The organism is Francisella philomiragia subsp. philomiragia ATCC 25015, assembly GCF_000156715.1.
Taxonomy (GTDB): Bacteria; Pseudomonadota; Gammaproteobacteria; order Francisellales; family Francisellaceae; genus Francisella; species Francisella philomiragia.
This window is the reverse complement of record NZ_DS999314.1, coordinates 63839-86511: the sequence shown is the minus strand read 5'-3', so window position 1 is coordinate 86511 and position 22673 is coordinate 63839. Positions and strand designations below refer to the sequence as shown.

Here is a 22673-nt window from a genome sequence, read left to right as displayed (position 1 = left end):
ACATATATTCAAACAACAAATTACCCGCGTTGCTTAATCACTAATTTATCATTAATAATAGCTCTTGCCATAATCAAATAAATCAACTGTCTCATTTAATTTCGGTTGAACCTTATCCTTTGCTGATAATTTAAGCTTATCAGAAGGTACTTGCCAATTTATAGCGATACTCTCATCATCAAAAGCGATACCTCTATCACACTCCGGAGAGTAATAACTATCAACCTTGTATGAGAAAATAGTATCATTTTCCAATACTACAAAACCATGAGCAAATCCTCTTGGTACAAGTAACTGACGCTTATTATCAGCACTTAACTCTACTGCGACATGCTGCCCAAATGTTGGACTACCTTTACGAATATCTACAGCAACATCTAGCACTCTGCCTTGAATAACTCTCACAAGTTTTGTTTGGGCATGTGGTGGAAGCTGATAATGTAAACCTCTAAGCACCCCATAAGAACTCTTTGACTCGTTATCTTGACAGAAATTAATCTTGTAACCTAAGAAGTCAAATAACTTATCTTCACGAAAAGTCTCTACAAAATAGCCTCGCTCATCACCATGAACCTTAGGTTCACAAATAACAACGCCCTCAATATTCGCACGAATAAATTTCATCGTGGTACTGCTCGCTCTTTTGCTCTTTTTATCAAATACTGTCCATACTGATTTTTCTTGAGCGGTTGTGCCAATTTAAGAAGTTGCTCTTTTGTGATATATCCCATCTCATAAGCAATCTCTTCAAGACAAGCTACTTTTAAACCTTGCCTATCTTCTATAGTTTGAATAAAGTTACTCGCAGCTAGCATACTTTCATGTGTGCCAGTATCTAGCCATGCATACCCTCTACCCATAGTTTTAACTTTAAGGCGTGCTTCATCAAGATACATCTGGTTAAGTGTAGATATTTCCAACTCTCCTCTTTCAGATGGTTGTACTTGCTTAGCTTTAGCAACCACATCGCTAGGATAGAAGTATAAGCCCACTACCGCATAGTTTGATTTTGGCTTCTTTGGTTTTTCCTCGATACTGACCACATTTCCATCTGCATCAAAGTCAGCAACACCATATCTCTCTGGATCATCAACATAATAGCCAAAAATACTAGCACAATTTTCTTTTTCTACATTCTGGATACTTTTAGCAAACATCTTTGGTAGACCATGACCATAAAAAATATTATCACCAAGAACAAGACAAGCTGAATCCCCTGCCAAAAATTCCTCAGCCAATATAAAAGCTTGAGCAAGCCCATCTGGGCTAGGCTGTATGATATACTCAAGATTGATGCCAAGATCGGTGCCATCTCCCAAAAGATTCTTAAAACTAGGTTGATCTTGTTCTGTTGTGATTATAAGTATATCTTTCAGACCAGCCAACATGAGCACAGAAAGTGGGTAGTAGATAAGTGGCTTATCGTATATTGGTGTAAGCTGTTTACTTACACCTTTTGTAATTGGGTACAATCGTGTACCACTACCACCAGCTAATATTATTCCTTTCATAACAAAACACCAAAAGAAAAATGAATAGATATATACGAGATAGTATACGAATAGCAATCTAAAATTTCAATCTAAGTACTTGGTATACTGAAAATATTGTAGGAAAAAAGGTTATAGATAAAATTAAGATTAAAAGTTATGACTTAGAAAGATACCAGTCGTAAACTTTTCTAATACCATCTTCAAGCTCTACTCTATGCTTCCAACCAAGAGAATGTAGTTTAGATGGATCAGTAAGCTTGACCATAGTACCATCTGGCTTATCCACATTAAACTTAAGCTCACCTTTGAAGCTAATTACACCCATGATAAGCTGTGCAAGCTCTTTGATAGAGATATCAACCCCAGTACCGATATTAATATGAGTATTTCTTATCTCTTTAGCGTCCTTAGAATAGGTATCCTTGAAGTCTCTATTTTCTAATAAAAACACACAGGCATCAGCCATATCTTCAGAGTATAAAAATTCTCTTCTTGGCTTACCTGTTCCCCATATCTCAATGGCAGTGTTGAATTTTGAATTTTCAATGCTTAATTGTATACCGTACTTCTCTAAGATAGCTAAAATTTCTTCTTGTGATGAGTTGTGATCCACACCTTCAATAGGACTAGTTTTTATATCAGCTCTAATAGCATCCCAGTCATTGTTTTCAAGACATTTACCTAAGTGAGCCTTTCTAATTAGAGCTGGTAAAACATGAGATTTCTCAAGATCGAAATTATCATTAGGCCCGTATAGATTTGTTGGCATCACAGATATAAAGTTTGTGCCATACTGCAAATTATAGCTCTCACACATCTTGATACCAGCTATCTTAGCGATAGCATATGGCTCATTAGTATACTCTAGAGGACTAGTAAGTAAACAGTTTTCAAACATTGGTTGCGGAGCTTCTTTAGGATAGATACATGTACTACCCAAAAATAGAAGCTTCTTCACACCATTTACATAACTTTGATGGATAACATTATTTTGAATCTGAATATTATCGTAGATAAATTCTGCTCGATAAGTATTGTTCGCAATAATTCCACCAACTTTAGCAGCTGCTAAAATTACATATTCAGGCTTTTCAGTCTTGAAAAAATCCTCAACAGCCTTTTGATTAGTTAAATCAAGCTCTGCATGAGTCCTCATGACAAGATTAGTATAACCCTTAGATTGCAGATTTTTAACAATAGCTGAGCCAACTAAACCTCTGTGACCAGCCACATAAATCTTAGCAGATTTATCTAATGTTGAATTTTGAATTTTGAATTTTGAATTATTTTCCATCTATTTTCCACCCAAGTTCGTGAGAAATTTAAATTTTGTTTTGACAGGTTTTTATTATGCTTGTTAATTTCATCAATATCATCGACAATTGACTAAACATACTTATCATCTTTGTCCAAATAATCTGTTTTAATAAGAAGGTTTATCCAATACTTGGTTTCTCTTGCTTCTTTGCTAGCTATACACATTCTGGCAATAAAGTCAGCTTTTGATTGACCAGCTTGAGCCTCATTAATATTAGCACCTATTGACGTGCCAGAACGAACTAGTTGTTTAGATAAAACATACCCTTTCTTATTCTCACATAGATATTTATAAAGTTTAACAACTCTAATCGAGAAGTTAAACGATTTATCAAGTATAAGATTATCATTCATGGATTTTACTTAGAATTTAAAATTTAGCATTTAGAATTTATAAAAATTACTCGAAGTAACTATTTATTCTATAGCCACCTTCTTTTAGGTAAACATCTTTCGTCATTAATTTAAGATCGCTTTGCATCATATCATCAACAAGATCTTTTAGGTCATACTCTCTGTTCCAGCCAAGCTTTTGTTCCGCTTTTGTAGGATCACCTAATAATAGATCTACTTCTGTAGGTCTGAAATATCTAGGATCTACACAAACTACTACTTGACCTTCTGTGATATGAGATAGGTCAACACCTACTTTTTCAGCTCTAGCTAAATCTACAGAATAAACCACACCAATCTCATCAACACCTTCATTTTCAAATCTTAAATGTATACCTGCATAAGCAAATGATAATTTAACAAAATCTCTAACTGTAGTAGTCTGACCAGTAGCAATTACCCAGTCTTCTGGCTGATCAGCTTGCAGAATCATCCACATCATTCTTACGTAGTCTTTCGCATGACCCCAGTCTCTTTTAGCATCTAAATTACCTAGATACAGCTTATCTTGAAGGTTAAGTGCTATCTTAGATGCCGCTCTTGTAATCTTCCTAGTCACGAAAGTCTCTCCACGCACTGGAGACTCATGGTTAAACAAAATACCATTACAAGCAAACATACCATAAGCTTCTCTATAGTTAACTGTAATCCAAAATGCATACATCTTAGCTACCGCATAAGGTGATCTTGGATAAAACGGTGTAGTCTCACTTTGCGGAATTGCTTGAACCTTACCATAAAGCTCAGACGTACTTGCTTGATAGATCTTAGTCCTCTTCTCTAAACCAAGAAGTCTAACAGCTTCTAAGATTCTCAAAGTACCAGTACCATCAGCATTAGCAACATATTCTGGAGTCTCAAAAGATACATGCACATGACTCATCGCAGCTAAGTTATAGATCTCATCTGGTTGAGTATCAGCAATGATTCTCGTTAGATTCATAGAATCAGTCATATCACCATAGTGTAGAATTAAATTTCTATTCTCAACATGAGGATCTTGGTATAAGTGGTCGATTCTATCAGTATTAAAAAGCGAACTTCTTCTTTTGATACCATGAACAACATAGCCTTTTTTTAATAAAAACTCAGCCAAATATGAACCATCTTGACCAGTAATACCTGTAATTAATGCTACTTTTTTCATTTGCAATCCTTATATTTACTTTATTAAATTAAATTCTATTAAAATCATCTTCTAATCTAACGATATCATCTTCACCGGTGTACTCACCGACTTGTGCCTCTATCAGTACTACTGGAATCTTACCATTATTTGCTAACCTATGCACCTCACCCATACGAATATACACAGATTCATTAGGTCTAACAATAAACTCCTGATCTCCCTTAGTCACTGTAGCAGTACCTGAGACAACTATCCAATGTTCGCTACGGTGATAATGCTTTTGTAAAGATAACCTCTTACATGGTTTAACCTCTATCTTCTTGATTTTATAACCAGGAGTATCCTCTAGCACAGTATATGTACCCCAAGGTCTATGTGCTGTTAAATGGATGTTTTTAAGATCGTCACTTAGAAGCTCAACAACCTCTTTAACTCGTTGAGAGCTACCTTTTTTAGCAATCAACAGAGCATCGCCACTATCGACAACTATCAGATCTTCCACCCCAATAGTAGCAACCTTTTTAGGACCTTTTTCACTATGGATCAGGTTATTTTTACTATCAATACTAATATGATTACTATTTATCGTGTTATTGTTGTCATCTTTAGGTAATTGATCAAATAGCGAGTCAAAGCTGCCCACATCATTCCAAACAATATCAGCAACAACCATCTTTATTTTGTTGGATTTCTCCATCACAGCGTAGTCTATCGACTTTGCTGGAATACTCATCATATCATCATACTTAATAGCATCTGAATTATCTAGGTCGCTATTATTATATGCTTGAACACACGCATCATATATTTCTGGAGAATATTTTTTTAGCTCTTCTAAGAAAACTCCTGCCTGAAACATAAACATCCCCGAGTTCCAGTAATATGAGCCATCTGCCAAAAACTTCTCTGCTGTAGCAGCATTTGGCTTCTCATGGAAACTCTCTACATCAAAATTACCAGCTGACTTGATATAGCCAAATCCGGTATTAGCAAAAGTTGGTGTAATACCAAATGTAACAAGAGAACCTTCTTTAGCTAATTTCTTAGCTTGAACTAAAATACCTCTATACTCATCATCAACATTAATAACATGATCTGATGGAGTTACAAATACTATTTCTTGCGGATCTAATTTCATACATGCCAGAGCAATTGCAGGAGCTGTATCTCTACCAACAGGCTCTTCTAGAAATATACTTTTATCTAGAATACCTAGCTCATCTAACTGATCTTTTGCTAAAAATAATTGCCCCTCATTTGAGACCACCATTGTTGAATCACACAAACTAGAATTTCTCTCAACAGTTAATTGAAACAGTGATTTATCACTAAACATCTTCACAAACTGTTTTGGTAGTAGTTTCCTACTAATAGGCCAAAGCCTAGTACCACTACCACCACAAAGTATTAGGTTTATCACTACCACTCCTCTAATGTCGCTTTAGACAACGAAACCATACATCCTGAAATTATATTACTTTTAAAAGCATTTTTCTACAAACCAAAACAGTCTAAATATGCTACTTCTTGTATACCATACTACCAAAAACTTTATTCAAAAACCCTATCTTGATTGCCAGTAATTTAATTAATGGGTTAAAAATGGCTGTTAAATATGTTTTTTTACCCATTTTTTGTCGATACTCTTTGATAAATTCAGATGTACAGAAATACTTATCATCTTGAGGCAAGAATGTCCCTGCATAATTATTGCTTATAATATCTTTCAATTGACTAGTAAGGTTATCAATATGTATCACACTTCTCTGATTTGCTATTTTAGGGAAGATAAAAGCATACTTGGCAAGTTTAACAAGCTTAGGATAGTTACCTTTTGAGCCATCACCATACACCATCGGTGGTCTGACTATCGCAACACTAAAATCTTCTGATACTAAAGTTTTTAGCTTAAGCTCTGCTTGAAGCTTACTATCTCCATAAAAATCATCCGGTCGCGGCTGAGTATCTTTTGTGATGATTTTTTGCTGCCCAATTAGTGAACTATCACCGTATACAATTATACTACTCATAAACACAAACTGTTTGACACCTGAGTTTTTAGCTATCTTAGCTAACTCATAAGTTAATTCAGTATTTACAGCATAGTATTTATCTTTTAAAGAAGGATCTTTTGAAGTATGTGCAATGCCAGCAACATGCAATATAGCATCATATTTACTAAAGCCTAATGTTTGCCATGATTCATCTTTTAGTGATATTTTTTCGATTATAAAATCATCTCCGCAATTCTTCTCAAAAGAATTACCAATATAACTATTTAAACCAGTTATCAAAACTTTTTTCATTATTTCTTATTATCTTTTTTGTTATCTAGTGAACCAGTACCACCTTCAACTACGCCTTTACTAGCAAATACTGAAAAGACTGTCAAAAATATGCATTTAATATCAAACCATGTACTTTTGTATTTGACATAATCACCATCAAGTTTGGCTTTTTGAGCAATCGGCAACTCATCACGACCATTGATTTGTGCCCACCCAGTCAATCCAACAGGCACATCATTGGCACCATACTTCTCTCGCTCAGCGATCAAATCGTCTTGATTCCATAATGCAGGTCTCGGTCCAACGATACTCATTTCACCTTTTAGGATATTTATAATCTGAGGCAACTCATCTAAAGAGGTCTTTCTCAAAAAAGCTCCAACCTTTGTAATACATTTAGACGGATCTTGTAATAAGTGTGTCGGCATATCTTTAGGTGTATCTATATACATTGTTCTAAATTTGTATATATAAAAGAACTTCTTACCCTTACCATAACGCTTCTGCTTAAAGAGTATCGGACCTTTTGAGTCTTTTTTTATCATTAATACAACAATCAAAAATACTGGACTTAAAAGAACCAAACCCACGAAAGACAAAACAATATCCAAAAATCTTTTTAGAAACTTATACAACATAATTATCTACCCATTTAACTTATGATCAAACTCTGGAACAATCTTCTTCAACAATTCTAGCTGCTTATCTGGTTGTAATACAAACAATTCCTGAAGATTATTCTCTAACTCTTCAAAATCATAAAAAGTTCTTTTACCAATGAAAATATCTTTGTATTCAGTACTAATATCGTTTTCATCAATAAGTAGCTCTTCATACAGTTTCTCACCTGGACGGAGACCTATTATTTCGATATTGATATCATCTCTACCTGATAGTTTGATAAACTGCTTAGCAAGATCTAATATCTTAACAGGCTGACCCATATCTAACACAAAAACTTCGGAGTTTTTGGCAATAGCTCCAGCTTGTAATACTAACTCACACGCTTCCGGTATAAGCATAAAATATCTTGTAATCTCTGGGTGAGTGACAGTAACAGGACCACCGTTTCTGATTTGCTCTTCAAATTTTGGTATAACACTACCACTACTTCCTAGCACATTACCAAACCTAACAGCAGCAAGCTTGGTATTTTTTGGATCAACATTTTGTAAGTATAACTCACAAACCCTTTTGGTAGCCCCCATAACATTAGTTGGACGCACAGCTTTATCTGTAGATATTAGAATAAATGAGCCAACCCCTGAATCAATAGCTAAATCTATAGCATTTTTTGTGCCTAGAATATTATTTCTGATAGCTCGAGATATATTCTCCTCAACCAAAGGAACATGTTTATATGCCGCTGCATGAAAAACTATATTTGGCGAATATTTGCTAAAAACTTTAGCAAATGATTCTCGATCACATACTGAGCATAGGATACTTTTGATATTATATCCATGACATTCTTCTGTAATCTTATATAAATTAAACTCACTATGATCAAGTAGAACTATCTGTTTTGCCTCATACTTAATACATTGTCTAACAATCTCAGATCCTATACTACCACCAGCACCTGTGACTAGGATAACCTTATCTTTGATAAATTTTGAGATAGATTTTTGATCAAGGCTTTTAGAATCTCTTGATAGAAGATCATATACTGAAACAGGCTTTAGTTGCGACATAAAACTTTCGTCTTGAAGTACATCCTCAAGAGGAGGCATAATCCTAATCTGATTAAAGTTTGATTCTAGTTTTTTATAAATTTTCTTAACTATATGATTAGCGCTTTTAGGCAGTGCAACAACTAACAAGTCAAACCTTGAAGAACGTAGCTCTTTACGCAACTTCGAGCTTGATAAAACTCTCTTGCCATCAATACTTCTCTTTTGTAGCGCCTTATCATCATCAACAAAAAATTTGATACGATAACCTGTCGCTGATAACTCTTGAGCTATTTTTGTTCCAGCTGCGCCCGCCCCATAAATGACAGCTGTTTTCGTTTTCTCTATTTGACTTCTATTTGTAAGGTACCAATAAAAATATACACTCAAATTGATTAAAAACACATAAGATAAAAACTCAGAGAAAATAAGTGCAAATCTAACCTGACCATAAAAGGCAAAAGCAACGATAAAAAACACAGGAACATTGATAAAAACTTTACGCAAAAAGGTCTTCTGTGTCGACTTACGCCAACTAGCCATATAATCACGCAAAAGTAAAAAAGATGTCAAACATCTCAAAAAAATAAGCGTAAGTAAAAGATATGTATTAACATCTTGCTTAAAAATATAAGAAGTCCAGTTAACAGTCACAATAGTCAGAACTATAATCACTGCAAAATTAAGAACTCTCTTATCGTACAAATATTTCATAAAGCAAAAATAATACCTATAGTTTATTAATTATATCAAAGTATCCTAGCTATATCTCATTTATGTAAGCTAAAATTTTCTTATATGATACTGATTCGATGGTCTTAACATTCTGCAAATACCATGATATCCATAATTCCTGAATTAAGTTACTAACTCTTATACCAATCAACTCACTTTTAGCAATATGATTAGCTGTTATTTTTTTAGCCAATCTAGATCTTAGCTCATTAACTTCTATTTGATACCCTCGATCTCTTTGGAGATTTAATTTAGCTTTTTCTAGCCTATTTTCTAAGGCTTGAAGATAATATTTATACCTCTGTAAAAACTCTACTGGTTGATATATATAATCATCTGTAAAAAGCTCAGTAAGCTCATTCCTAACATCTGTAAAAAGTTCGATAAAATTAAGTGGTATTTTTTTAACATTTAGTTTTTTTTCAAGCTGCGACTTAAACTTTGTTATTTCTAAAAGCAATGCTTCAACTTTGGTCTTATTTGAAGCAAATTTCCGCATCCCCAAAGCATAGAATTTTTCAAAATCTACTTTGGCATATGGCAATTCGATATTATCAAAAAAACTCAAATCTATAGCCTTATCAATCACTTTATCTTTTGAGTCACTTAGTTTTAACGACATTGATAAGCTTGTTAGGTCATTACTTTTGATATTTTTTGATAACTGATTCTGTAAGCGTAGTTTAATTAACCTTTTCAAAGACTTTTGCATACATAGCTTGGCTTCATCGAATGTTGCCTTATAAGATAGCCTCACACCATCTTTATACTCCTCCAGACAATTATAGACTTTGGCCGTTATACCGTACTCTTTGATTTGACTAGTCATAGCAATATCTGAAAAATCCCAATCATAATAAACCGTCTCATCAACTTCTTGTTTTGGTTTAGCTACAAGGTTTTTAAGCTTTTGCTTTAATATATAAATATCCTTACCAACTGCTAGTGTTTTACCATGCTCATCAACAACTTTTACATTCAACACAAGATGCTTCTCCAGCTCATCACCCTGCCACACTGTCTCATCTACCACAAAACCTACTATTCGCGTAATATGTTTGGCAATAATAGACTTCAACGGAGAGTACCTATCCTTATCAAAATCTATTGATTCAAATATAGCTTGAGCATAAGTTGGCACTGGCACACAATTTTTACGAATATTTTTTGGCAAAGCACGTAATAAAGCGACAATCTTGTCATACAAAAAACCATACACCCCCCACTCTAAAACAGCAGGGTTTATATCATTGATAAAAACTATTGGTACAGTAACTGTTACACCATCCCTCTCATCCAATGGGTCAAAGTGATACTCTAATGGCAAATGCATATCTGCGATAGTTAAGACATCAGGAAACTTCTGTTGCGTAATTTCTTTAGCATCATGCTGCATTAGACTTTCTATATCAAAGATAAAGCCCTTTTGCTGCTCTTTTGTGACTGACTTTAACCATTTATCAAATGTTGCACCACTACAAACATCATCTGGGATAAAGCTATCATAATGTGCAAACATTATCTCTTCATCGACCAAAATATCTTTTCGGCGTGATTTGTTTTCGAGCTCTTCAACTTGATTTATAAGCTTGAGATTTTGCTGATAAAAATACGCTTTAGAATCAAAGTCACCATTAACGAGAGCTTCTCGAATGAATATCTCTCTAGCCTCTTGAGGATTTATCTTAGCGTATTGCACAGATCTTTTTGAAACTATCTCTAAGCCATAAAGCGTAATTCTTTCATTGACTACAACAGCTCTTCGCTTTTTGCTCCAAATAGGCTCATCATAGTGCTTTTTAATAAGATGCTCTGCTAAGCTCTCTAACCATTCCGGCTCTATTTTTGCAACATTCCGCGCGTATGTCTTGGTAGTTTCAACTATTTCCGATGAAAGTAACCATTTTGGCTTTACTTTAAACTGAGAAGACCCAGGGAATATAAAAAACTTAAGCCCCCTAGCTCCTAGATACTCAGCATTTTCATAATTAAATCCAATGTTACTCAAAAATCCACTGGCTATGGCTTTGTGTAGGTTTTCATAATCAAGCTTTTCATTTGACGATAATTTCCATTTAAACTGGTGAACAACTTCAACAATTTGTCGATAAATATCATTCCACTCATTAAATCTAACAGGTGAAATAAAATTCTTTTTAAAATATTCTTTTTTTTCTCTATTTGATAAACCTTTTAAATCAGAGTTTAGTCTATTTGCCAAATTTAAAATCGCTATAAAATCAGAAGATTTATCTTTATCAACATTGTGTTTTTCATCAGCTTTTTGCTGAAAATTCAGAGGTCTCTCACGCGGGTCCTGTACACTTAAAAAGCTAACAATCGAAACAATCTCTCTAAGAGTATTTTGTCTATGACCTTCTATAACTATTTTTGCCAACTTAGGATCTAATGGCATAATTGCCATTTTGATACCATCATCAGTAATTTTAGGTTTTGAATAATTAAGCTCTGATATTGCTTGTAGCTCAAATAAAAGCTTAAAACCATCTTTAACAAATCTTGAATCAGGCGAGTCTATAAATGGAAAATCTTGAATATTTCCTAATTTTAAAAACAACATTTGCAAAATAACAGATGCTAAATTAGTACGTAAAATCTCGGGATCGGTATATTCTTTACGATTATTAAAATCTTCCTCACTATATAGACGTATGCAAACACCAGCTGATAACCTACCACATCGACCGGCTCTTTGATTAGCACTTGCTTGAGAAATTTTCTCTATCGGTAGGCGCTGCACCTTGGTGCGATAGCTGTATCTACTTATTCGCGCTAAGCCTGAATCTATCACATATTTTATGCGCGGCACTGTCAGAGATGTTTCTGCAACATTAGTTGCTAAAATAACCCTACGTATAGATCCTTCTGGGTTGAATATTTTATTTTGATCTTTATTTGATAATCTCGAGAACAAAGGTAAAACCTCTGTAAATCTAAGATCTTGTTTGTTTAAATATGCTAATGTTTCATGGATATCTCTTTCTGTAGGCAAAAAGACTAAAACGTCTCCTCTGCCAAGCTCATCAAGAGCATACAATATTCTCTCTTGTAATGAAAACTCTTCAAAATCATCATCATTTTGATAACGGATTTCAACAGGGTATGTTCTACCACTAATTGTAATATCTTTAGCATTCTGAAAATAATCTATAAACTTCTGATGATCTATAGTTGCTGAGGTAATGATTACTTTTAAATCAGGTCTATATGATAGTATCTTTTTTATACAACCAAGTAGAAAGTCAATATTTAAACTTCTTTCATGAGCCTCATCAATAATAATAACCTCATATTGAGATAAAAACTTATCATTCTTGATTTCAGATAGTAGCACACCATCTGTCATTACTTTGATTAAAGTATTTTCAGAAGTTTGATCTGAAAAACGTATTTTAAAAGATACTTTTGATTGATCACCAATCTCAGTAGCGACTCTACTAGCAATAGATCTAGCCGCAAGTCTTCTTGGTTGAGTATGTCCAATTAATCCGCGTTTGCCTAGCCCTAAATCAAGACATATCTTAGGTAATTGTGTTGACTTACCAGAACCCGTCTCTCCTGCTACAACAATAACTTGATTATCTTGTATAAGCTTTTTTATATCATCAACTTTTTCAGCAACAGGAAGATCCGGATAAGTTATTTTAGGCAAAATCTTTTGGCTAGTCTGTTCAGCCAAAAGCTGTAAATCAGTCAGTAGCTGCTGTCTTGGTAACTTATTGTTATTAATGGCTGAAATAAACTTGCCACGAAGTTTGGTAGGTATCTGATTAAGACAATCATTAAATGAAGCTTTATTTGTATTCATGCTACTGCATTAGACGCTTTTTGACACCAGTAATTTTTAGAATCTTATTAATTAATCTCAGAAAAATCATCACGACTCTACTTACAAATACAAAAATAGCCAAAAATAGTAAAACTAATATATCTTTAAAAATATTCCAAAAAAGCTCTGATAACGATAATAGCGTTTTAAATTTCATAATTTTATGATAGAAATTGCATATTCTTAGTAAAGAATTATAGCATGAATAAGAAATAATTGACTTAATAAAGAGTTATAGCTTAGCTAAAATTGAGTTTAGAGTTTTGCTTGGTCTCATTACTTTTGCTAGCTTATCACTATCCATAAAGTAGTAACCACCAAGATCTACTTTTTTACCTTGGGCATCGTTAAGTTCTTTAACAATTTTATCTTCATTAGCTTTTAGCTCAGCATAAATTGGTTCAAATTTAGCTTTGATTTCAGCATTACCAGTTTGCTCAGCCAAAGCTTTGACCCAATAATAAGCCAAATAGAAATGACTTCCTCTAGTATCTAACTCACCTACCTTACGTTTTGGTGATTTATCATTATCCAAGAAATCTTGGTTTGCTTGAGATAATGCCTCTGCTAAGACTTTGATTTTAGCGTCTCTAGTTTTGATTGCTAGATCCTCTAATGAAGCACCTAACGCCAAAAACTCTCCTAAAGAATCCCATCTTAAGTGGTTTTCTTCAATAAGTTGTTCAACGTGCTTAGGTGCAGAACCACCAGCTCCAGTTTCAAATAATCCACCACCAGCTAAAAGAGGCACGATAGAAAGCATCTTAGCAGAAGTACCAAGTTCTAAGATAGGGAATAAATCTGTCAAGTAATCTCTCAAAACGTTACCAGTTACAGAAATCGTGTTTTTACCTTCTTTCATTCTCTTTAGAGAATACTTCGTAGCCTCTACTGGAGATAAAATTTGGATATCTAGACCAGTAGTATCATGTAAAGTCAGATATTCATTAACTTTAGCAATTAAGTTTCTATCATGCGCTCTTTTTGAATCTAACCAAAAAATCGCAGGATTTTGAGTAATTCTAGCTCTATTAACAGCTAGCTTAACCCAGTCTTTAACAGCGATATCTTTAGTTTGGCACGCTCTCCAAATATCGCCTTTCTCAACACTATGCTCAAATATCACATTACCTTCTGCATCAATAACTTCAACTTTACCATCTGCTTGAATCTCAAATGTCTTATCATGAGAACCATATTCTTCTGCTTTTTTTGCCATCAAACCAACGTTAGAAACATCGCCCATAGTAGTAACATCAAAAGCACCATTTTCTTTACAGAAATCAATAGTTGCGGCATATACACCTGCATAACATCTATCAGGAATCATAGCTTTCATATCTTGAAGCTTGCCATCTTTGTTCCACATTTGACCAGATGAGCGAATAGCTGCAGGCATAGAAGCATCTACAATAACATCACTTGGGACATTTAGGTTTGTAATACCTTTGTCAGAGTTAACCATCGCAATATCAGGCTGCTTAGCAAACACCTTTTCAATATCAGCATTGATTTTATCTTGGACATCTTGAGGTAGTTGCTTAATCTTTTCTACTGCATCACCCCAACCATTGCGAGGATTCACACCAAGCTCTTTAAATTCTTTAGCATACTTTTTGAAAACATCTTCAAAGAAAATCTCTACTGCATGACCGAATAATATTGGATCTGAAACTTTCATCATTGTAGCTTTTAAATGAAGTGATAGTAGTGTACCTTCTTTTTTAGCTTTAGCGATTTCAGTTTTGTAGAACTCTCTTAATGCTTTTATTGAAATCTTAGTAGCATCAATAATTTCTTTTTCTTCTAAAGCAAGATTATCTTTAAGTACTGTTTGAGTACCTTTAGTATCTGTATGAACTATCTTAACCTTAGTTGCTTTTGGCACAATATAAGATTTCTCATTAGCATAAAAATCATTATCTGCCATACTAGCAACATGAGATTTAGAATCTTTTGTCCATGCTCCCATAGAGTGTGGATGTTTTTCAGCGTACTTTTTAACTGCATCTGCAACTCTACGATCCGAGTTACCTTCTCTTAAGACAGGGTTTACCGCACTACCTAAAACTTTTGCATAGCGAGCCTTAATATCCTGTTCTTTATCATCTTTTGGCTCAAATGGATAATCAGGGATTTTATAACCTTTTGACTGAAGCTCCTTGATAGCAGATGTAAGTTGAGGGATTGATGCGCTAATATTTGGAAGTTTGATAATATTAGCATCGGGAGTTTTTGCTAATTCTCCAAGTATTGCCAAATCATCAGAGCATTTTTGCTCATCTGTAAGATAATCACTGAAGTTAGCTAATATACGTGCTGCTAATGATATATCTTTTGTTTCTAACTCGATATCTGCAACTTTAGTGAAGCTTTCAACTATTGGTAAAAATGAACCAGTAGCTAAAGCTGGTGCCTCATCTGTGAATGTATAAAATATTTTATGCATAAAAAAATCTCCTATTGATAGAATTTCACTCTTCAAATACTAACACAAAACTAGTGCGTATTTAATATTTCTTGTATTTTCTCATCAGACCTTGCCACTACAGCAAAATCATTATGTTCAATAATCGGTCGCTCTAGTAACTTGGGATTGCTAGCCACTATTTCTATGAGCTCATCGTTGGTGAATTCACCATCTTTAAAGTTCTCTTTCCAAATAGCTTCTTTTGTACGAATAATATCTATAACAGAAAGCTTCAATTTTGCTAATAACTCTTTGATCTCTTTTACTGACAAAGGATTGTCTAGATATAAATGAGTATCATAATTGATATTATTTTGATCCAAAACTTGCTTTGCTTGACGTGATTTTGAACATTTTGGATTATGATAAATTTTCATAATAATAGTGATTCAATTAACGTAATCATTATTATAAATTACATTGGTGTATAAATCATAAAAATAATCGATTAAGAATGATTATTATATAAATACGCTTAAATAACATATAATATTTAACTATAAATCATATTATTTTATAAGAAATATATCGGAGAGTGAGAATAGTATAAAAATAATAAAAGTAACTAAATTATAAAATATCAGGAGGTCTTTATGATAACTAAGCCATGGACAAAAAACTATCCCGACAAGGTTCCTCTGAATATAGATATCCCTAATATTACTCTAAAAGATATGCTTGAAAAAGCTACTAAAGATTTTAGCAATAAAAATGCCCTTAGCTGTCACGGTGAAAAACTAACTTTTGACGAGATTAACAATTATTCTGACAAATTCGCAGGATTCTTACAGAACAAATGGAAATTACAAAAAGGTGACCATATTGCTATTATGCTACCTAATTTATTACAGTTCCCAATTGTTATTTTTGCTTTGGTAAAACTTGGTTGTGCTTTTGTAAATATAAACCCACTCTATACAAGTAGAGAAGTCAAAGGAATCCTACAAGATTCAAAAGCTAAAGGAGTAATTGTACTATCTGGACTTGCGCATAATGTCGAAGCTATAGCTGATAAATGTGAAGATCTAAAATATAAAATGGTTACAGATATTGCCGATTTATATCCTACTCCAAAAAAACAAATAATCTCCTTTGTAGTCAAATATATCAAAGGTATGAAAGATAAATATTCAAAAGATAAGTTTGATACATTTACAGATGCTCTAAAATCTGACTACACTCCAAACTATACAAATATTGAATTAAAGCCAGATGATATAGCTGCACTTCAATACTCTAGTGGTACAACAGGCACACCTAAAGGCACAATACTTCTACATAGGAATATTGTAGCAAATATCTATCAAGTGAAAGCTTGGACAGAAGGGTTTGATATCGAGCTTAGTGAACAAATTGTCTTAACTGCCCTACCGATTTATCATATATTTAGCTTAACTGCTAATCTATTTCTTTTTTACTGTTCCGGAGCCTTTCAAATACTTATACCTAACCCTAAAGATATCAAAAGCTTAGTTGCTGAAATGAGAAAAAGTAATTTCTCAACTATATTTGCTGTAAATACTCTTTATATTGCTCTATTAAACAATAAAAAAATTAGACAAAGTAAGTTCCCTAATTTTAAGCTCTCAATAAGTGGTGGCATGTCAACATCCGAAGCTGTAGCTAGCGAGTGGAAAAAAATCACCGGTGTAAATATTAAAGAAGGATATGGTCTATCAGAAATGTCACCTGTTGTAACTGTAAACTCGCTACTTGAAGAAGATTTTAGTGGTAGTGTTGGATTTCCATTACCGAATACTGATATCAAAATTTATGATGATAAAGGTAATGAGTTACCACAAGGCGAAACAGGAGAGATATGGGTAACTGGTCCACAAAAATCGCCTGGATTCTGGAGTCTTCCAGAGATTAATAGAGAGCACTTCACTGATGATGGTTGGCTTAAGACTGGGGATATGGGCTATCTTGACGAACAAGGTCGTCTAGTAATATCAGGACGCATTAAACACATGATTATCGTCTCAGGCTTTAATGTTTTTCCTAAAGAAGTTGAATTAGTATTAACTGAAAAAGAAGAGATTGAAGATGCAGCGGTTATAAAAGGACACTCTAACGAAACAGGTGAAATGCCAGTTGCTTTTGTTGTACTAAAAAATGACAAAAAACTTACTGAAAAAGAAATTTTTAAATACTGTGAAACTAAATTAGCTCATTATAAATTACCTAGAAAAATAATTTTCATAGATGAGTTACCTAAAAATACTGTTGGAAAAATAGATGTAAATGCATTACAAAAAGAATATGCTGAAAAATATGAAAATAAATAACTAAACAGCTTTTTGCTTAAGGAGCTAAAGATGTTCAACAAAATTTATAATATTGCAAAAAAGGCTACTCCTAGTATTTCTCAAACTGAACAAACTGCCCTAAATGCTGGTGATAACTGGTTTGAACAAGATATATTTCAAGGGAAACCTGATTTTAATAAGCTACACAGTTTAAAAAAATTTGAGCTAACAGCCGAAGAGAAATCATTTTTAGATAATGAAACAACTGAACTTTGCAAGCTAATCGATGATTGGAAGATTAATTATCAAGACAAAGATCTAAGTATTGAAGCTTGGAAATACATGCGTGAAAAAGGCTTTTTAGGTTTAGTTATTAGCAAAGAATACGGTGGTAAAGGCTTTTCCGCAGCAGCTCACTCAGAAGTGGTTATGAAACTAGCAACCAAAAGTGTCACTGCAGCAATCACTGTGATGGTACCTAATTCACTTGGACCTGGTGAGCTTCTAGTTCACTATGGTACAGATGAGCAAAAAGATCACTATTTACCAAGATTAGCCTCTGGTCAAGAGATACCATGTTTTGCTTTAACAGGACCAACAGCTGGATCTGATGCGACTTCACTACCTGACTATGGTATTGTCTGCCATGAGGAGTTCAATGGCAAAAAAACTTTAGGTATCAAACTAAAAAATATCAACAAACGTTATATTACATTAGCTCCTATTGCCACTCTAGTTGGTTTAGCTTTTCAACTACAAGATCCTGATGGCTTACTCGGTGAAACAGGTAATGAAGGTATAACATGCGCCCTACTACCATATAATCACAAAGGTTTAGAAATTGGTAGACGTGGTTTTCCTCTAGGTCAAGCTTTTATGAATGGCTATATCAAAGCTAAAGATGTCTTTATCCCAATCGATTGGATAATCGGCGGACAAAAAATGGCTGGTGAAGGTTGGAGAATGTTAGTTGAGTGCTTATCTATAGGTAGAGCTATTTCATTACCAGCATGTGGCACAGCCAATACATTAATGTCGGCTGTAATGACAGCAGCTTATGCAAGTGTGCGTGAACAATTCAAAGTTCCAATTGCTCAATTTGAAGGAGTTCAAGAAAAACTAGCTGAAACTGCAGGGCTTGCCTATGTTGCCAATGCTACTCGTCAATTCACAGTTTCTGCTGTTGATAGTGGTTTGCGACCATCTGTATCATCTGCAATTGCTAAATATCATCTAACTGAGATGGGACGTACAACTATCAACAATGCTATGGATATCCACGGCGGTCGAGCAATCATTATGGGACCAAATAACTATCTAGCTATTCCATATATGGCAACACCTATTGGCATAACAGTTGAAGGTGCCAACATTATGACTCGAAATCTGATGATTTTTGGTCAAGGTGCGATGAAATGTCACCCATATATTCGTAACGAGATAGAAAGCTTAATGAATGATGATGAAGAAAGGTTTATAACCAATTTCAAGAGTCATTTCAAATATATGGCTCTAAATGGTTCACGTACACTTTGGTATGGTTTAAGTGGTGGTTTCACTGCTCCTAGCTATCCTTCTAAATTTAAGCGTTACTATCGTTATATCTCACATATGAGTACTGCTTATTCTTATGTCAATGATATTTCAATAACAGTTTTAGGTGCTGGTCTAAAACGTAAAGAAAGATTATCCGCTCGCTTGGGAGATATCATGAGTTATCTGTATATGGCTGTAGCTGTATTGAAATACTATAAGGACACAGGCGAACCTCAAAGTGATGATATCTATGTTGATTGGAGTATTCAACACTGTCTATACCAAGCTCAACAAGCGATGTTAGACTTATTTAGAAATTTCCCAAATAGAATATTTGCTACCAAGATGAAACTTTTTGTTTTTCCTTACGGTAAAAAATTCAGAAGACCATCTGACAAGCTTGAAGCACAAATTTGTAAATCATTAGTCAGCAATAGCGATACAAGACAATGGATGAAAGATAAGTGCTATATACCAAATGATGATAATGATCCAATTGGTAGAGTTGAGAATGCTTATCTTGCATCACTAACTACACAACCTATTAAGAAAAAAATTATTGATGCTATCAAAACTGCTAAGCTACCAAAAGCAAGCTGGCAAGACTCTATTGAAATAGCTTTAGAGAATAAAATAATCTCTCAACAAGAGGCAGATATTGCTAATGAGATGCTCACAAAGGTTAATAATATAATTCAAACAGATGAGTTTGACGATTATGCTTTAGGACCTAAAAATGCTCATCCAGAATGGCAAAAAAATAGCGAAAAATAATATGTACCAATGTCATTTCGTTTAAATAACGGAATCTAAAAACGATGTACAAACCAACATCGGGAGGAAAATATGACAGAGTTAGAGAAAAAGTTTGAAGAAATGTTGATAGCTGTTCGTGATGCAACTATTGATTTCAAACCTGATAATAGCCAAAAGCTAAAACTTTACGCTTTTTATAAACAAGTAAAAGAAGGTGATAATAATACTAAAAAACCTTCTGCACTGAAAATGGTTGAACGAGCTAAGTGGATGGCTTGGGATGCGATTAGAGGTATGTCAAAAGAAGATGCTATGCGTGGTTATCTTAAAGTTTTTGGCGAAGAATATCTCCCAGCTGGAGAAAGTAGCAATAGTTCAAGTAGCACTATAGCAAATAAGTTAGAACCTGTAGAAAATAAATCACAGCGTAAAGCTATTGATAAAATTGCAGTTCTTGGTGCTGGAACTATGGGAGCTCAAATTGCCGCTCATTTTGCAAATGCTAGATTCCCTGTTGTTTTATTTGATTTAAAATCTCAACAAGGTAGTGCTAATGCTATTATTGAAGATTCACTAGCGAAGCTCACCAAACTTAATCCTGCCCCTTTTGGTTCAAAAGATTCTATCAAATACATTACTCCTGCAAATTATGAAGATAATCTTGAGTTTTTAGCAGATTGTGACTTAATCATAGAAGCCGTAGCCGAACGTATAGATATCAAAGAGAGTCTTTACTCTAAAATCTCTGCTCACATCAAAGAAAATGCAATTTTAGCATCAAATACTTCTGGCTTGAGTATCACAAAACTAGCTGAAGTATTACCAGAGAATCTCAAAGTTAATTTCTGTGGTGTACACTTTTTTAACCCACCACGCTATATGCCTTTAGTTGAGCTAATCCCTCATGTTGATACCAATACTGAAATCTTGGATAAACTAGAAACATTCTTAGTTGAAAAACTTGGTAAAAGTATAATTCGCGCAAAAGATACACCAAATTTTATCGCTAATAGATTAGGTGTCTTTTCAATGCTAGTCACTTGCTACTATACAGAACAGATGAATATCCCTTTAGAAATTGTGGATGAACTAACTGGTAAAAAACTAGGGCGAGCAAAAAGTGCTACTTATAGAACTGCTGATTTGGTTGGATTAGATGTGTTATCTCATGTTGTTGAAACTATGAAAGATAATCTCGAAGATGGTTGGCAAAAACTATACAACACACCTAACTGGATTCAAAGTCTAATTAACTCAGGTTCACTTGGTCAAAAGACTAAAAAAGGCTTATATATCAAAGAGTCTGACGGTATCAAAGTACTTGATTTAGATACTAAAGAATATCGCCCTTCTGATAAAAAAGCTGATAAAGAAGTCTTAGATATACTAGCTGAGAGAGATTGGAACAAAAAACTGGAAGGTCTGCGTAATAGCGATAATCATCAAGCTCAATTCTTGTGGGCAACTTTTAGAGAAATGTTTCTGTATGCTGCTCATCTAGTTGGAGATATATCAAACTTCCCTAAAGATATGGATTTAGCAATTCGTTGGGGATTTGGTTGGAAACAAGGTATTTTCGAGATATGGCAACTTGCTGGTTGGCACAAAGTAGCTAATTGGTTAAAGGATGACATTTCAGCTGGTAAAGCATTATCAACAAATACTCTACCTAACTGGGTTGATACTCTTGATATCGGTGTTTATCAAAATAATAAAGAGTTTAGCTTTAGGGATAAAACTCTAATATCTCGTGATAACCTAGATGTTTATAAGCGTCAACTATTCGCTGATAATATAGTTGAACATACTAGTACTTTAGCAACACAAACACTGTATGAAAATGATGGTGTCAAACTATGGCAAATTAATGACTATAACAATATAGGAATACTCTCATTTAAGAGCAAAATGTGTGCTATTGGCGATGATGTTTTAGATGGTATATCTGAGTCTATCAACTATGCTGAAGAAAATCTTGATGGTCTTGTTATATGGCAAGAACAAGATGTATTTTCGGTAGGTGCCAACTTAGAAGAATTTGGTATCAAATTTGCAATGAATGGCGAAGCTGCTATCGAAGAGGTAATCCGTAAAGGTCATAGAATTATCAGCAAAAAATTACGCTATAGCAAAATACCTGTTGTCGCTGCTGTTAAGGGCTTTGCTTTTGGTGGTGGTTGTGAAACTATCTTACATAGTGATGCTGCTGTTGCTGCGTATGAAAGCTATATTGGTCTTGTTGAAGCCGCTGTAGGAATTATACCTGGTTGGGGTGGCTCAAAAGAAATGGCTGTTAGAGCATCTCAAGCTCAAGATCATTGGAAAGACTTTGAGCGTCGCTATAAGAACCTTGCTCTTGCTCAAGTTGCAAAAAGTGCTTATGAAGCCAAAGAAATGGGCTTTTTGCGTGATGATGACATAATCGTAATGAATACTAAAGAGATCCTACTTGTAGCAATTAAAAAAGCTCAACTTATGGCTCTAGCTGGTTATCAACCACCTCTGAAACAAAAAGTCCCTGTATTTGGTGAAACTGGTATCGCTACAATCAAAGCTTTATTAGTAAATATGCGTGATGGTAATCAAATATCTGAACATGATTATAAGATTGCAGTAAATTTAGCAGATACTATGTGTGGTGGTCTGATAGAAAAAGATACTGAAGTTTCGGAAGATTGGCTACTTGAAAGAGAGCTAATAAACTTCAAAGAACTTGCGATATCTGAGAAAACAGAAGCTAGAATGAAATATATGCTAGAAACTGGCAAACCACTAAGAAATTAA

Annotated in this window: 16 protein-coding genes; 3 read left to right on the top strand and 13 right to left on the bottom strand. The window is 34.2% G+C overall.

Annotation, left to right across the window (positions count from 1 at the left end; genetic code table 11):
- Positions 1-51: 51 nt before the first annotated feature.
- The 13 genes from rfbC to arsC all read right to left on the bottom strand — a co-directional run bounded on the left by rfbC (position 52) and on the right by arsC (position 15725).
- The gene (gene rfbC, locus FTPG_RS04685) at positions 52-624 is read right to left on the bottom strand and encodes a dTDP-4-dehydrorhamnose 3,5-epimerase (RefSeq protein WP_004287276.1); all 573 of its coding nucleotides are present in this window, start codon (positions 622-624) and stop codon (positions 52-54) included.
- Positions 621-1511: a glucose-1-phosphate thymidylyltransferase RfbA gene (rfbA, locus tag FTPG_RS04680; RefSeq protein WP_004287275.1), complete on the bottom strand. Its 891-nt coding sequence runs from the start codon at positions 1509-1511 to the stop codon at positions 621-623. Before rfbA ends, rfbC begins: the two co-directional genes overlap by 4 nt.
- 136 nt (positions 1512-1647) lie before the next feature.
- Complete coding sequence (locus FTPG_RS04675) at positions 1648-2787, bottom strand: GDP-L-fucose synthase family protein (protein ID WP_004287274.1); 1140 nt, start codon at positions 2785-2787, stop codon at positions 1648-1650.
- A 92-nt stretch (positions 2788-2879) separates the two neighbouring features.
- Complete coding sequence (locus tag FTPG_RS04670; RefSeq protein ID WP_004287273.1) at positions 2880-3164, bottom strand: four helix bundle protein; 285 nt, start codon at positions 3162-3164, stop codon at positions 2880-2882.
- Positions 3165-3210: 46 nt separating this feature from the next.
- On the bottom strand, positions 3211-4350 hold the full coding sequence (gene gmd / locus FTPG_RS04665) for a GDP-mannose 4,6-dehydratase (RefSeq protein WP_004287272.1): 1140 nt from the start codon (positions 4348-4350) through the stop codon (positions 3211-3213).
- Positions 4351-4378: 28 nt separating this feature from the next.
- Complete coding sequence (locus FTPG_RS04660; protein ID WP_004287271.1) at positions 4379-5752, bottom strand: mannose-1-phosphate guanylyltransferase/mannose-6-phosphate isomerase; 1374 nt, start codon at positions 5750-5752, stop codon at positions 4379-4381.
- Positions 5753-5852: 100 nt separating this feature from the next.
- Positions 5853-6638, bottom strand: coding sequence for an NAD-dependent epimerase/dehydratase family protein (locus FTPG_RS04655; RefSeq protein WP_004287270.1), 786 nt, complete (start codon positions 6636-6638; stop codon positions 5853-5855).
- Positions 6638-7258, bottom strand: coding sequence for a sugar transferase (locus tag FTPG_RS04650; protein ID WP_004287269.1), 621 nt, complete (start codon positions 7256-7258; stop codon positions 6638-6640). Before FTPG_RS04650 ends, FTPG_RS04655 begins: the two co-directional genes overlap by 1 nt.
- A gap of 6 nt (positions 7259-7264) precedes the next feature.
- Positions 7265-9007, bottom strand: a complete 1743-nt coding sequence (locus FTPG_RS04645; RefSeq protein WP_004287268.1) for a polysaccharide biosynthesis protein — start codon at positions 9005-9007, stop codon at positions 7265-7267.
- Between the two features lie 49 nt (positions 9008-9056).
- Positions 9057-12857 (bottom strand): ATP-dependent RNA helicase HrpA, encoded by a 3801-nt coding sequence (hrpA, locus tag FTPG_RS04640; protein ID WP_004287267.1) that lies wholly within the window; start codon positions 12855-12857, stop codon positions 9057-9059.
- Between the two features lies 1 nt (position 12858).
- Complete coding sequence (locus tag FTPG_RS09790) at positions 12859-13035, bottom strand: hypothetical protein (RefSeq protein ID WP_004287266.1); 177 nt, start codon at positions 13033-13035, stop codon at positions 12859-12861.
- A 75-nt stretch (positions 13036-13110) separates the two neighbouring features.
- Positions 13111-15327, bottom strand: a complete 2217-nt coding sequence (locus tag FTPG_RS04635; protein WP_035722417.1) for an NADP-dependent isocitrate dehydrogenase — start codon at positions 15325-15327, stop codon at positions 13111-13113.
- A gap of 50 nt (positions 15328-15377) precedes the next feature.
- Complete coding sequence (gene arsC, locus FTPG_RS04630; RefSeq protein WP_004287264.1) at positions 15378-15725, bottom strand: arsenate reductase (glutaredoxin); 348 nt, start codon at positions 15723-15725, stop codon at positions 15378-15380.
- Positions 15726-15941: 216 nt separating this feature from the next.
- On the opposite strand from arsC, the gene FTPG_RS04625 reads away from it, so the two are divergent.
- From FTPG_RS04625 to FTPG_RS04615, 3 genes are all read left to right on the top strand, one after another.
- Positions 15942-17636: a long-chain-fatty-acid--CoA ligase gene (locus FTPG_RS04625; protein ID WP_004287263.1), complete on the top strand. Its 1695-nt coding sequence runs from the start codon at positions 15942-15944 to the stop codon at positions 17634-17636.
- A gap of 30 nt (positions 17637-17666) precedes the next feature.
- The gene (locus tag FTPG_RS04620) at positions 17667-19907 is read left to right on the top strand and encodes an acyl-CoA dehydrogenase (RefSeq protein WP_004287262.1); all 2241 of its coding nucleotides are present in this window, start codon (positions 17667-17669) and stop codon (positions 19905-19907) included.
- A 72-nt stretch (positions 19908-19979) separates the two neighbouring features.
- Positions 19980-22673, top strand: a complete 2694-nt coding sequence (locus FTPG_RS04615; RefSeq protein ID WP_004287261.1) for an acyl-CoA-binding protein — start codon at positions 19980-19982, stop codon at positions 22671-22673.